15 protein-coding genes and 4 tRNA genes are annotated in these 12,835 nt (G+C 65.1%); 1 reads left to right on the top strand and 18 read right to left on the bottom strand.

Features of this window, described 5'->3' with window-relative positions:
- Positions 1 to 40: 40 nt before the first annotated feature.
- The 17 genes from rplJ to trpE form a co-directional block, all read right to left on the bottom strand.
- Positions 41 to 580 (bottom strand): 50S ribosomal protein L10, encoded by a 540-nt coding sequence (gene rplJ, locus AC07O4_RS25330; RefSeq protein WP_056584633.1) that lies wholly within the window; start codon positions 578 to 580, stop codon positions 41 to 43.
- Positions 581 to 826: 246 nt separating this feature from the next.
- Positions 827 to 1,525 carry a 50S ribosomal protein L1 gene (rplA, locus tag AC07O4_RS25325; protein WP_062479319.1) on the bottom strand — a complete coding sequence of 233 codons (699 nt, stop codon included), beginning with the start codon at positions 1,523 to 1,525 and terminating at the stop codon, positions 827 to 829.
- Positions 1,526 to 1,957: a 50S ribosomal protein L11 gene (gene rplK, locus AC07O4_RS25320; protein WP_056584627.1), complete on the bottom strand. Its 432-nt coding sequence runs from the start codon at positions 1,955 to 1,957 to the stop codon at positions 1,526 to 1,528.
- 141 nt (positions 1,958 to 2,098) lie between these two features.
- On the bottom strand, positions 2,099 to 2,710 hold the full coding sequence (gene nusG, locus AC07O4_RS25315; RefSeq protein WP_062479316.1) for a transcription termination/antitermination protein NusG: 612 nt from the start codon (positions 2,708 to 2,710) through the stop codon (positions 2,099 to 2,101).
- Entirely contained in the window at positions 2,710 to 3,093 is a 384-nt protein-coding gene (gene secE, locus AC07O4_RS25310) for a preprotein translocase subunit SecE (RefSeq protein ID WP_495305975.1), read from the bottom strand. Before secE ends, nusG begins: the two co-directional genes overlap by 1 nt.
- Positions 3,094 to 3,194: 101 nt before the next feature.
- Positions 3,195 to 3,270, bottom strand: a tRNA-Trp gene (locus AC07O4_RS25305).
- A gap of 21 nt (positions 3,271 to 3,291) precedes the next feature.
- On the bottom strand, positions 3,292 to 4,485 hold the full coding sequence (gene tuf, locus AC07O4_RS25300) for an elongation factor Tu (protein WP_062478858.1): 1,194 nt from the start codon (positions 4,483 to 4,485) through the stop codon (positions 3,292 to 3,294).
- Between the two features lie 73 nt (positions 4,486 to 4,558).
- Positions 4,559 to 4,633, bottom strand: a tRNA-Thr gene (locus AC07O4_RS25295).
- A 42-nt stretch (positions 4,634 to 4,675) separates the two neighbouring features.
- A tRNA-Gly gene (locus tag AC07O4_RS25290) sits at positions 4,676 to 4,749 on the bottom strand.
- 65 nt (positions 4,750 to 4,814) lie between these two features.
- A tRNA-Tyr gene (locus AC07O4_RS25285) sits at positions 4,815 to 4,900 on the bottom strand.
- 94 nt (positions 4,901 to 4,994) lie between these two features.
- Positions 4,995 to 5,717, bottom strand: coding sequence for a uracil-DNA glycosylase (locus AC07O4_RS25280; RefSeq protein WP_495305974.1), 723 nt, complete (start codon positions 5,715 to 5,717; stop codon positions 4,995 to 4,997).
- A complete protein-coding gene (gene trpC, locus AC07O4_RS25275; RefSeq protein ID WP_495305973.1) occupies positions 5,714 to 6,514 on the bottom strand; it encodes an indole-3-glycerol phosphate synthase TrpC in 801 nt (266 codons plus the stop codon). The genes AC07O4_RS25280 and trpC overlap by 4 nt, the downstream gene beginning before the upstream one ends.
- 37 nt (positions 6,515 to 6,551) lie before the next feature.
- Positions 6,552 to 7,574: an anthranilate phosphoribosyltransferase gene (trpD, locus tag AC07O4_RS25270; RefSeq protein ID WP_095743423.1), complete on the bottom strand. Its 1,023-nt coding sequence runs from the start codon at positions 7,572 to 7,574 to the stop codon at positions 6,552 to 6,554.
- A 35-nt stretch (positions 7,575 to 7,609) separates the two neighbouring features.
- Entirely contained in the window at positions 7,610 to 8,668 is a 1,059-nt protein-coding gene (ltaE, locus tag AC07O4_RS25265) for a low-specificity L-threonine aldolase (protein WP_495305972.1), read from the bottom strand.
- A 6-nt stretch (positions 8,669 to 8,674) separates the two neighbouring features.
- A complete protein-coding gene (locus AC07O4_RS25260; protein ID WP_070063896.1) occupies positions 8,675 to 9,259 on the bottom strand; it encodes an aminodeoxychorismate/anthranilate synthase component II in 585 nt (194 codons plus the stop codon).
- Positions 9,256 to 9,648, bottom strand: coding sequence for a GxxExxY protein (locus tag AC07O4_RS25255; protein WP_139701546.1), 393 nt, complete (start codon positions 9,646 to 9,648; stop codon positions 9,256 to 9,258). Before AC07O4_RS25255 ends, AC07O4_RS25260 begins: the two co-directional genes overlap by 4 nt.
- Positions 9,645 to 11,147 (bottom strand): anthranilate synthase component I, encoded by a 1,503-nt coding sequence (gene trpE, locus AC07O4_RS25250; protein WP_056584602.1) that lies wholly within the window; start codon positions 11,145 to 11,147, stop codon positions 9,645 to 9,647. The genes AC07O4_RS25255 and trpE overlap by 4 nt, the downstream gene beginning before the upstream one ends.
- Before the next feature lie 334 nt (positions 11,148 to 11,481).
- On the opposite strand from trpE, the gene AC07O4_RS25245 reads away from it, so the two are divergent.
- Positions 11,482 to 12,087, top strand: coding sequence for a chalcone isomerase family protein (locus AC07O4_RS25245; RefSeq protein WP_095743420.1), 606 nt, complete (start codon positions 11,482 to 11,484; stop codon positions 12,085 to 12,087).
- A 15-nt stretch (positions 12,088 to 12,102) separates the two neighbouring features.
- On the opposite strand, the gene AC07O4_RS25240 is transcribed toward AC07O4_RS25245, so the two are convergent.
- Entirely contained in the window at positions 12,103 to 12,780 is a 678-nt protein-coding gene (locus AC07O4_RS25240; RefSeq protein WP_495305971.1) for a phosphoglycolate phosphatase, read from the bottom strand.
- Positions 12,781 to 12,835 lie beyond the last annotated feature (55 nt).

Here is a 12,835-nt window from a genome sequence, read left to right as displayed (position 1 = left end):
TCCTAACAATTGGGTTGAATATTCAAAAACGAGGGCGCGCTCAGGCGGCCTGCGCTTCTTCTGCCGGTGCATCGGCGACGGGTGCAGCTTCGCCACCACCACGCTTCTCGGCCAGCGCCGCGAGCACGCGGGCGGTACGAGAAATCGGGGATTGCATCAAGCCCAGCAGTTGCGCCAGCAGCACTTCCTTGGAAGGGATGTTGGCCAGTTGCTTCACGCCTTCGACGTCCAGGGCCTTGCCACCGAATGCGCCACCGCGAATCACCAACTTGTCGTTGGTCTTCGCGAAATTGGCCACCACCTTTGCGGCAGCCACAGCGTCTTCGGAGAAGCCATAGATCAGCGGACCGGTCATCTGGTCGCCGACGATCTCAAACGGGCTGCCAGCGACAGCACGGCGAGCCAGCGTGTTCTTCAGAACACTCAGGGTCACACCGTTGCTGCGCGCTTCGCTGCGCAGTTTGGTCATATCGGCCACCGTGATGCCACGGTATTCCGCCATCACGAGCGTTTGAGCTTTTGCGGCGAGGCTGGTCACATCACTGATGACCGCTTCTTTCTCACTGCGATTCAGACTCAAGGTCTACTCCTTTTAATGCGACCTTCGGCCGGGGCCTCGGATCGCGCTTCATGCAGCGACCAACTGTTTCGGAACAAAAATCAAATTCCTTGCAGTGGGGTCGCCATCTGCGCTGGATACCGGAAAGATCGATCCGGCCATTAAGTGCAGCGCCCTGCACACCAGCGGTCTTGGATGGCTCGCGGCAACCGAAGCTGCCGCGACCCACCACATTCGCCCTCTCCTTGCGGGATCGGGCAAATCTCTTTAGCTCGCCGAGATGGTTTGCGTGTCCACGCGGACACCCAGACCCATCGTCGACGACACAGCCACCTTGCGCAGGTACACGCCCTTGCTGGTCGCCGGCTTGGCCTTGACCAGAGCGTCGATCAGCGCAGCGAGGTTGCCTTGCAGCTTGTCGTTGTCGAACGAGCGACGGCCGATCGTGCCGTGGATGATGCCGGCCTTGTCGACGCGGAACTGGACCTGGCCAGCCTTGGCGTTCTTGACAGCGGTGGCGACGTCAGGCGTCACGGTGCCAACCTTGGGGTTGGGCATCAGGCCACGCGGGCCGAGGATCTGACCGAGCGTACCGACGACGCGCATGGCGTCAGGGGCAGCGATCACGACGTCGAAAGGCATGTCGCCCGCCTTGACCATCGCAGCCAGGTCGTCCATGCCGACGATGTCGGCGCCGGCGGCCTTGGCTTCTTCAGCCTTGGCGCCTTGGGCGAACACGGCGACGCGCTTGGTCTTGCCGGTGCCGTTCGGCAGCACGACAGCACCGCGAACCACCTGGTCCGACTTCTTCGCGTCGATGCCCAGTTGCACGGCCACGTCGATCGATTCGTCGAACTTGGCGGTGGCGGCATCCTTGACGATGACGATGGCGTCAGCCAGGGGGTACAGCTTGTTGCTGTCGACCTTGCCTTGCAGCGACTTTTGCTTCTTGGTGATCTTGGACATTTACACGCCCTCCACATTCACGCCCATCGAGCGGGCCGAGCCGGCGATGGTGCGAACTGCTGCGTCGAGGTCGGCGGCAGTCAGGTCCTTCATCTTGGCCTTGGCGATTTCTTCGAGCTGAGCGCGCGTGATCTTGCCGACCTTGTCGGTGTGCGGGCGGGCCGAGCCCTTGTCCAGCTTGATGGCCTTCTTGATCAAGGTGATCGCCGGGGGCGTCTTGATGATGAAGGTGAAGCTCTTGTCAGCGAACGCGGTGATGACCACCGGCAGCGGCAGACCCGGCTCGACGCCTTGGGTTTGCGCGTTGAACGCCTTGCAGAACTCCATGATGTTCAGACCGCGCTGACCCAGTGCGGGACCGATCGGCGGGGACGGGTTGGCCTTACCAGCTGGCACTTGCAGCTTGATGAAGCCGACGATTTTTTTCGCCATGCTTTGCTCCTTGCGGGTGATATCGCCTTGGCTCTCGCCGCGGCTCCCCGGGGTTAAACGACTCTTCGATCAAGGCCGCGCGCCGAGTCGGACAACGCACAGCCGGAAACTGGCAGGCCCGCCCGAAGGCAGGCCATGGGATCAGGTCTTCTCGACCTGACCGAATTCGAGCTCCACAGGGGTGGCGCGGCCGAAAATCATGACCGACACGCTGACCTTGCTCTTCTCGTAGTTGACGTCTTCCACCGTGCCATTGAAGTCGGTGAACGGGCCTTCCTTGACGCGCACGAACTCACCCACGGTGAATTCGACCTTGTGGCGCGGCTTCTCGGTGCCCTGCTGCATCTGGTTGACGATGTCCTCGACCTCTTTCTGCGAGATCGGGGCCGGACGGTTCTTGGCGCCGCCCACGAAACCCGTCACCTTGTTGGTGTGCTTCACCAGGTGCCAGCTCTCGTCGTCCATGATCATTTCGACCAGCACGTAGCCCGGGAAGAAACGGCGTTCGGTGGTGCGCTTCTGGCCGTTCTTGATCTCGACCACTTCTTCGGTCGGAACCAGGATGCGGCCGAACTTGTCCTGCATGCCGGCGCGGGTGATGCGCTCGGTGATGTTGCGCTCGACAGCCTTTTCCATGCCCGAGTAGGCATGCACCACGTACCAACGCAGATCAGGGTTGGCAGCGGGGGTCAGGAGAGGGTTCTGTTCCTCTTCCGGCGTGCTCTGCGTGGTTTCAACTGCGTCGTCGGTCATTATTTTCTCCAGCCCAGAATGAGGTCAAAGAACACCCATTCGAGCGTCTTGTCGGTGAGCCAGAGGAAGACGGACATGACCGCCACGAAGGCGAACACATAGGCCGTCATCTGCATCGATTCCTTGCGGGTCGGCCACACGACCTTCTTGACCTCGCGCCACGAGTCACGACCGAAAGCCCACAGCTGACGGCCATTCTCGGAGCTGCCGAAGGCGCCCACGGCCGCGGCCAGGCCGACCAGCAGCGCAGCCCATTGCACCAGCGAGCCTTGGCGCGACAGCAGGTAGAACGCCACGATGGCGCCCACTGCCAGCACCACCGCCGCAGCCAGCTTGGCTTTGTCGGCACCCGTGCTCACGGTTTCGATTTGAGAAGTGGCCATGTCGGCTGATTTCCTGTGGCCTCGCGGCCTTCAATTCAATGCGTCTCTTGAGACGCCGAAGCCCATCGGATCGCGATGGGCTTGTCGGGGTGCCACCTAGGTGGCAGGGGCAGTAGGAATCGAACCTACAACCTTCGGTTTTGGAGACCGACGCTCTGCCAATTGAGCTATACCCCTCCGGTACTCTTTACGCTCGGCTTAGATGTCGAGGATCTTGGCCACGACGCCCGAACCCACGGTACGGCCGCCTTCACGGATGGCGAAGCGCAGGCCTTCTTCCATCGCGATCGGGTTGATCAGCTTCACGGTGATGCTGACGTTGTCGCCGGGCATGACCATTTCCTTGTCCGCGGGCAGCTCGATCGCGCCGGTCACGTCCGTCGTGCGGAAGTAGAACTGCGGACGGTAGTTGTTGAAGAACGGCGTGTGACGGCCACCTTCGTCCTTGGACAGGACATACACCTCGGCGGTGAAGTGCACGTGCGGCTTGATCGAGCCGGGCTTGCACAGCACTTGGCCGCGCTCGACTTCTTCGCGCTTCGTGCCGCGCAGCAGCACGCCGACGTTGTCGCCCGCTTGACCTTGGTCCAGCAGCTTGCGGAACATTTCCACGCCGGTGCAGGTGGTCTTGACGGTCGGGCGGATACCGACGATTTCGATTTCTTCGCCGACCTTGATCACGCCGCGCTCGACAGCGCCGGTCACCACGGTGCCGCGACCCGAGATCGAGAACACGTCTTCCACGGGCATCAGGAACGTGCCGTCCACAGCGCGCTCGGGCGTGGGGATGTACGTGTCCAGGGCTTCTGCCAGCTTCATGATGGCGCCTTCGCCCAGGTCGCCCTTGTCGCCTTCCAGGGCGAGCTTGGCCGAGCCGTGGATGATGGGGGTGTCGTCGCCGGGGAACTCGTACTTGTCGAGGAGTTCGCGAACTTCCATTTCGACCAGCTCGAGCAGTTCCTTGTCGTCGACCATGTCGCACTTGTTCAGGAACACGATGATGTAGCCCACGCCCACCTGGCGAGCCAGCAGGATGTGTTCACGGGTCTGGGGCATCGGGCCGTCAGCGGCCGAGCACACCAGGATGGCGCCGTCCATCTGGGCAGCGCCGGTGATCATGTTCTTCACGTAGTCGGCGTGACCGGGGCAGTCGACGTGTGCGTAGTGGCGGTTGGCCGTTTCGTACTCGACGTGTGCGGTGTTGATCGTGATGCCGCGGGCCTTTTCTTCAGGCGCTGCGTCGATCTGGTCGTAAGCCTTGGCTTCGCCGCCGAACTTGGCCGACAGCACGGTGGCGATCGCAGCCGTCAGCGTGGTCTTGCCGTGGTCAACGTGACCGATCGTGCCCACGTTCACGTGCGGCTTGGTGCGGGTGAATTTACCTTTTGCCATTTTTCGACTCCGAAAAAAACGATTTCAACGCATGCAGATGGGTCGCAAGCCTGTCGTTGCAACCCCAGAAAACTGGTGCCCTTTGCGGGAATCGGACCCGCGACCTCTCCCTTACCAAGGGAGTGCTCTACCACTGAGCCAAAAGGGCTTTTGTTCTAACCAAATCGCTTCCGGCGCCGAACCGGGTCTCTGGAGCGGGAGACGGGAATCGAACCCGCGTCATCAGCTTGGAAGGCTGGGGTTCTACCATTGAACTACTCCCGCATCGGGGGCACTTCAAGGCACCCAAAGCGCTAGATCCAATCGCTCTTAGAAACCAAATTCATCGCTGGTGGAGAGGGCTGGATTCGAACCAGCGTACTCGTAAGAGGGCAGATTTACAGTCTGCTGCCATTAACCACTCGGCCACCTCTCCGGCGAACCTCGAAATATAGCACGATTTTGTGACTACACAGGATTCCCAGCAAAAGATGAAGCGTGGAAACCTGCTCGAGGTGTGAAGCCTCTGATTATGAGCGAAGTTCGGAGCCTCCCGACTGCTGCGCCTCACGCCATGCACGGGCTTGACCAAAATGACCGCAGCCGATGAACGGAACCGGCGGCCGGAGCGCAGAAAGCGGCGAGGGATGATTCGACATCAGCACCTTATGGCGCCCAACGTCGATCAACGCACGCTTACTTTGCGCGTGCGAGCCCCATAGCATAAAAACAACAGGTCGTTCGCCCTGCGCCACATGGCGAATCACGGCGTCGGTCAGCACTTCCCAGCCGCGGCCCGAATGGCTGGCCGGCTGGGCTTCTTCGACCGTGAGGCAGGTGTTGAGCAGCAGCACGCCGTGCGTCGCCCACTTCACGAGACTGCCGCCCGGGTTCGGAAACGCCGGCGGCGGCGTGCCCAGGTCGCGCTGGAGCTCCTTGAAGATGTTGCGCAGCGACGGCGGCAGCGCCACGCCCGACGCCACCGAGAAGGCCAGCCCCTCGGCCTGCCCGCGCCCGTGGTACGGGTCCTGGCCCAGGATCACCACCCGCACGTCTTCCGGCGGCGTGAGTTCCAGCGCCCGCAGCGGCTGCGGCGGAAAGATCACAGCCCCGGCGTCGAGGCGCTCGCGCAGGAAACCCTGCAGCTTCTGCCCGACCGCGCTGGCGAAGAAATCGTCGACCATCGGCTGCCAGCCCGGCGCCACCGGCCAGTCGGCAGGATCGCTGCTGGACAGCTGGTCCGGCCGCGTCATTTGAACAATGCGGCGAGCGCCTCGCCGGGTTCCTTGGCGCGCATGAAGGCTTCGCCGACGAGGAAGGCGTTGACGCCCGCAGCGCGCAGCGTGGCGACGTCCTCGCGCGTGGCGATGCCCGATTCGGTCACCGGCAGGCGATCCGCCGGCAGCCTGGGCAGCAGATCGATGGTGGCTTGGATCGACACCTCGAAGTTGCGCAGGTTGCGGTTGTTCACGCCGATGAGCGGCGTCTTGAGCTTCAGCGCGCGATCGAGCTCGCCCGCGTCGTGCACCTCGACCAGCACCGCCATGCCCAGCCCGCGCGCGATGGCTTCGTAGTCCCTCATCTGCGCGTCGTCGAGGCAGGCGGCGATCAGCAGGATGGCGTCGGCGCCCATCGCGCGCGACTCGTACACCTGGTAGGCGTCGACGATGAAGTCCTTGCGCAGCACCGGCAGGTCGCACGAGGCGCGCGCCTGCTTGAGGTAGTCGACGCCGCCCTGGAAGAACTGCTTGTCGGTCAGCACCGAGAGGCAGGCCGCGCTCACCACGCCGTCGCCCTCGGCATAGCTTTGCGCGATGTCGGCCGGAATGAAGTCTTCGCGCAGCACGCCCTTGCTCGGGCTGGCCTTCTTGACCTCGGCGATCACCGCCGCCTGGCCGGCCGCAATCTTGGCGCGCAAGGCGGCTTCGAAGTCGCGCGTGAGCACGCGGCTTTCGGCGTCGAAGCGCACGGCCTCGAGCGGGGCACGTTTCAGTGCAGCGGCGACTTCCTGGCGTTTGACGGCGACGATCTTGTCGAGAATGTCTGACATGGCTTGCTCTGCTTTCGGTGGCACGACGGCCTGATTCTCAGAAGGAGGTGGAGGCCTTGACCAGCTCAGTGAGCTTGGCCTTCGCCGCACCGGATGCGATGGCCTGGCGCGCACGCTCCACGCCCGCCGGCACCGAGTCGACCACGTTGGCCGCGTACAGCGCCGCGCCCGCGTTGAGGAGCACGATGTCCAGCGCCGGGCCGGCCTGGTTGTCCAGCACGCCGATCAGCATGGCCTTCGACTGCTCGGGCGTCTCGACGCGCAGCGAACGGTTGCTCGCCATCTGGAAGCCGAAGTCTTCGGGGTGCAGTTCGTACTCGCGGATCTCGCCGTCCTTGAGCTCGCCGATCATGGTGGCCGCGCCCAGCGAGATCTCGTCCATGCCGTCGCGCCCGTAGACCACCACCGCATGCTCGGCACCGAGGCGCTGCAGCGCGCGCACCTGGATGCCCACGAGGTCGGGGTGGAACACGCCCATCAGGATGTTCGGTGCGCCGGCCGGGTTGGTCAGCGGGCCGAGGATGTTGAAGATCGTCTTGATGCCGAGTTCCTTGCGCACCGGCGCGACGTTCTTCATCGCGGGGTGGTGGTTCGGCGCGAACATGAAGCCGATGCCGACCTGCGCGATGCACTGCGCGATCTGTTCGGGCTTGAGGTTGATGTTGACGCCCAGCGACTCCAGCACGTCGGCACTGCCCGACTTGCTCGACACGCTGCGCCCGCCATGCTTGCTCACCTTGGCGCCAGCCGCGGCCGCGACGAACATCGAGCAGGTCGAGATGTTGAAGGTGTGCGAGCCGTCGCCACCGGTGCCGACGATATCGACGAGGTTCGTGGTGTCGGCCACGGGCACCTTGGTCGACACCTCGCGCATCACCTGCGCGGCGGCGGTGATCTCGCCGATGGTTTCCTTCTTCACGCGCAGGCCGGTGATCAGCGCGGCCATCATCACGGGCGAACACTCGCCGCTCATGATGAGCCGCACGATGTGCAGCATCTCGTCGTGGAAGACTTCGCGGTGTTCGATGGTGCGCTGCAGCGCTTCCTGGGGGGTGATCATGAAGGGTCTCCTCGGTGTGTGCGTATCGGCAGGCCTCAAGCCTTGAAGAAGCCGCGGATCGCCGCGACGGCGCGGTCGACGCCCGCGGCGTCGACATCCAGGTGCGTCACGAAGCGCAGGCGGTACAGCCCGGTCGCGAGGATGCCCTGCTGGTTGAGGCTGGCGAGCAGCTCCGCGGAACGCGCCTGCGCCGCCCCCGCGAGATCGACGAACACGATGTTCGTGTGCGGCGCCTCGACCTTCAGGCCTTCGATGCCCTCGAGCCCCTGTGCCAGGCGCTGCGCGAGCGCATGGTCGTCGGCCAGACGGTCGATGTGGTGGTCGAGCGCATGCGAGGCCGCAGCCGCCAGCAGGCCGGCCTGCCGCATGCCGCCGCCCGCCATCTTGCGAATGCGGTGGGCGCGCGCGATGAACTCACGCGAGCCGACCAGCGTCGAGCCGATGGGTGCGCCCAGGCCCTTGCTGAAGCACACCGACACGCTGTCGAAGCACTGCGCGATACGGCGGGCTTCGGCGCGGATGTCGGTTCGCTTGTTCAGCGCAGCCTGTGCGGTGGCCGCATTGAAGAGCCGCGCGCCATCGAGGTGCCGCTGCAGCCCCTTGCTTTTCGCCAGGTCGGTCGCGGCCTGCACGTACTCGAAAGGCAGCAGCTTGCCGCCCAGCGTGTTCTCCAACGCCAGCAGCTTCGTGCGCGCGAAGTGCGCGTCATCGGGTTTGATGGCGGCCTCGATCTGCGCCAGCGGCAGCGTGCCGTCGGGCGCGTGGTCCAGCGGCTGCGGCTGCACGCTGCCGAACACCGCGGCGCCGCCCCCCTCCCAGCGGTAGGCATGCGCCTGCTGGCCGACGATGTACTCGTCGCCGCGGCCGCAATGCGACAGGATCGCGCACAGGTTGCTCTGCGTGCCGGTCGGCACGAACAGCGCCGCCTCGAAGCCCAGCAGCGCGGCGATCTTCTCCTGCAGCGCATTGACGCTCGGGTCGGTGCCGAAGACGTCGTCGCCCAGCGGCGCTGCCGCCATGGCCTCGCGCATCGCGGGCGTGGGCTGCGTGACGGTGTCGCTGCGCAGGTCGACGATGGGAGTGCGTTCGGTCATGGTGGGTCAGTCCAGGAAGTTCTTGAGCATGGCGTGGCCGTGCTCGGTGAGGATCGATTCGGGATGGAACTGCACGCCTTCGATGCGCACGTCGTGCGCAAAGCCGGTGTGCCGCACACCCATGATCTCGCCGTCGTCGGTCCAGGCGGTGACAGCCAGTTCTTTCGGGCAGCTCTCGCGCTCGATCGAGAGCGAGTGGTAGCGGTTGACGATGAACTTCTGCGGCAGCCCTGCGAACACGCCCTCTTGCGTAGTCGTGATCTCGCTGGTCTTGCCGTGCATGAGCTGCTGCGCGCGCACGATCTTGCCGCCGAAGGCTGCGCCGATGGCCTGGTGGCCCAGGCACACGCCCAGGATCGGCAGCTTGCCCGCGAAGGCCTCGATGGCCGCCACCGACACGCCCGCCTCGGCCGGCGAACACGGACCCGGCGACACCACCAGCCGCGTCACGCCCGAAGCGATCAGCGCGCCGATCTGCTCGACGGTGATCTCGTCGTTGCGGTGCACCTGCACGTCCGCCCCCAACTCGCCGAAGTACTGGACGATGTTGTAGGTGAACGAATCGTAGTTGTCGATCATCAGCAGTTTCATGGCTTGCTCACAATCCGGTGCACGCCCTTCACGACGGGGAACACGTTGAAGTTGATGAGAAGGCCCAGCTTGAGGCCCGACAGGCGCAATGCGGCCAGCACCTGCGCGCGGTGCAGGTCCGTCAGCACGTCGACCGCCTTGAGTTCGACGATGACCGACTGCTCGATCACGAAGCCCGCGCGGTACACCTCGCCGAGCGACCGGCCCTTGTAGCTGGCCGACAGCGCCACGTCGCGCGCAAAGCCGATCTCGCGTTCGGCGAGTTCGATGGCCAGTGCTGCAGCGTAGGCGCCCTCGTCGAGCCCCGTGCCGAGCACGCGCTGCACCTCGACGGCGGCGCCGATGATCTCGTGCGAGAAGTCGTTCTGGATGTCCGGTGCGTTGCTCATTCCAGGCCTTCCTCGACCAGTTCGGCAGCGCGCAGGAGTGCGCGCGCCTTGGCTTCTGTTTCCTTCCACTCCAGCTCGGGCACCGAGTCGGCGACCACGCCGGCCGCGGCCTGCACGTGCAGCATCTGGTCCTTCACGATGCCGGTGCGGATCGCGATGGCCACGTCCATGTCGCCCGCGTAGCTGATGTAGCCGCAGGCGCCGCCATACAGGCCGCGCTTGGTGGGCTCCAGCTGGTCGATGAGTTCCATCGCATGCACCTTCGGCGCGCCGGTCAGCGTGCCGGCCGGGAACGTGGCCTTGAGCACGTCGATGGCGGTCATGCCGTCCTTCAGCGTGCCTTCGACGTTGCTCACGATGTGCATCACGTGGCTGTAACGCTCCACCGCGAAGGCTTCGGTCACCTTCACGGTGCCGGTCTTGGCGATGCGGCCGATGTCGTTGCGCGCCAGGTCGATCAGCATCACGTGCTCGGCGCGCTCCTTCGGGTCGTTGATGAGCTCCACCTCGGCCGCCTTGTCGAGCTCGATCGACGCGCCGCGCGGGCGCGTGCCGGCCAGCGGGCGGATGGTGATCTTCTGCTCGCCGTCGCCCGTGTTCTCCTGGCGCACCAGGATCTCGGGCGAGGCGCCCACCACGTGGAAGTCGCCCAGGTTGTAGTAGTACATGTAGGGCGACGGGTTCAGCGAACGCAGCGCGCGGTACAGCGACAGCGGCGATTCGGTGTAACGCTTGCTGATGCGCTGGCCCACCTGCACCTGCATGAAGTCGCCGGCGGCGATCATCTCCTTGGCACGCTCCACGGCCGCGAGGTAGTCGGCCTTGGCGAAGCTGCGCTCGGGCGGATGCGCCTGCGTGGGCTTCACGACGGGCGCGCTCACCGAGTACTTGAGCTTGTCCTTCAGCTCGCGCAGGCGGCGCTTGCCCACGGCGTAGGCCTCGGGCTGCTTCGGGTCGGCGTAGACGATGAGGTAGAGCTTGCCCGACAGGTTGTCGATGACCGCGAGTTCTTCGCACTGCAGCAGCAGGATGTCTGGGCAACCGAGCGCGTCGGGCGGGCAGCTTTTTTCGAGCTTGCGCTCGATGTGGCGCACGGTGTCGTAGCCGAAGTAGCCGGCCAGGCCGCCACAGAAGCGCGGCAGGCCGGGCCGCAGCGCGACCTTGAAGCGCTTCTGGTAGTCGGCCACGAAGTCCAGCGGATTGCCCTTGGCGGTCTCGACGACCTGGCCGTCGGTCACGACTTCGGTGACCGCCTCGTCGCCGAAGCCCGAGGCACGCAGCAAGGTGCGCGCAGGCAGGCCGATGAAGCTGTAGCGCCCGAAGCGCTCGCCACCCACCACCGATTCGAGCAGGAAGCTGTGCTTGCCGCCGCCCTGCGAATGGGCGAGTTTGAGGTACAGGGAAAGCGGGGTTTCGAGGTCGGCAAAGGCCTCGGCCATCAGCGGGATGCGGTTGTAGCCCTGGGCGCTGAGGCTCTTGAATTCAAGTTCGGTGATCACGGATCGTTCTCCAGTTGCCTGCCGACGCTCCTTTGGCCGGTGGCAAGGTCATTCACGAGAGTGGCCCGGTGCCGGCATGCGTGCCGGCTCGGAACCGCGGGCGCACGGCGTGCGCCGCGCAATCAAACAGTCAGCGATGTATGGCGACGCCAGGGCCAGGCTCCCCGGCTGCCTTCACCTGTTTGAATGATGTGATGAACGAACATGGAGCGCCGAGTTTAGCCCACGAAAACCAGGCCTTGTGCAACCGCTGGCTTCAGGGTTCCCCCGGAGCCTCTCGGATAAAACGAAAAGATACATTCGCACGACCGTTCGCAAATTCAAGGAGACTCACTTGCTCGCACCCCTGCTCCCGGCCGTGTTCTCCCGCCTCGCGGCGCTCGCTGTCCTGTCGGCCGCGCTCTGCGGCAGTGCCTTCGCGGCGCAGGTCGAGGTGGCGGGCGTCAAGCTCGACGACCAGATGGACCTGCGCGGCGCCCCGCTGGTGCTCAACGGCGCGGGCATCCGCTACAAGACCATCATCAAGGTCTACACGGCCGGCCTGTACCTGGGCAAGAAGGCCTCGACCACCGAAGAGGCGCTGGCCGTGCCGGGCCCCAAGCGCGTGGCGATCACGATGCTGCGCGACATCGACGCCAACGAGCTCGGCAAGCTCTTCGTCAAGGGCGTGGAAGACAACTCGCCCAAGAGCGAAATGGTCAACCTGATCCCCGGCCTGCTGCGCATGGGCCAGATGTTCGCGGACCAGAAGCAGCTCAAGGCCGGCGACACCTTCACCATCGACTGGGTGCCCGGTACGGGCACGCTGATCACGGTGCGCGGCGTGCCGCAGCCCGACCCGGTGAAGGAAGTGGCGTTCTTCAATGCACTGATGCGCATCTGGCTCGGCCCGAACCCGGCCGACTGGAAGCTGAAGGACGCGCTGCTCGGTAAGCAGTAAGCCGGCGCAGGCCCGTCAGGCCGCCGCGAGGTCGGCCAGCGATTCCACGAACCCGTCCGCATCCACGCCGCGCACCGGCTCGCCGTGGTTGTAGCCGTAGGTCACGAGCACCACGGGGCAGCCGGCGGCGCGCGCGGCACGCGCGTCGTTGCTCGAGTCGCCCACCATCAGCGTGCGCGCAGGCACCGTGCCCAGCGCCTCGCAGGTCTTCAACAGCGGCAGCGGATCGGGCTTCTTGCGCTCGAAGGCATCGCCGCCGAACACCTGTTCGAAGAAGCCGTCGAGCCCCTTCGCGGCCAGCAGCGGCTTGGCGAAGGAGGTCGGCTTGTTCGTGAGGCAGGCCAGCCGCAGCCCGCGCGCGCGCAGCGCCTTCAGGCCCTCGACCACGCCAGGGTAGGCGGCCGAATACCGGCCGTTGATCTCCAGGTAGTGGTGCTGGTAGCGCTCCCACGCGCGATCGAACAGCGCCGCCGGGGCCGGCGCGCCCACGTGCGCCAGCGCTGACAGGATCAGGTGCTCCGAGCCCTTGCCCACCATGCGCTCGATGGCGGCGGGCGCCACCGGCGGCAGCTCGAGATCGCGCAGCATGCGGTTCAGGGCCTCGGCAAAGTCGCCGAGCGTGTCGACCATGGTGCCGTCGAGGTCGATGATGGCGGCGTCGAAGCGGGAGAGATCAGTGCGAAGAGTGTCCAAAACAGGCGGCTCCCCGGGGAGCGAAGTGGGTGGTGGATGCGCGAGGCACGCATTG

This window comes from Variovorax sp. GW821-FHT09D04, from assembly GCF_059416405.1.
This window is presented reverse-complemented; position numbering and strand designations above follow the sequence as displayed.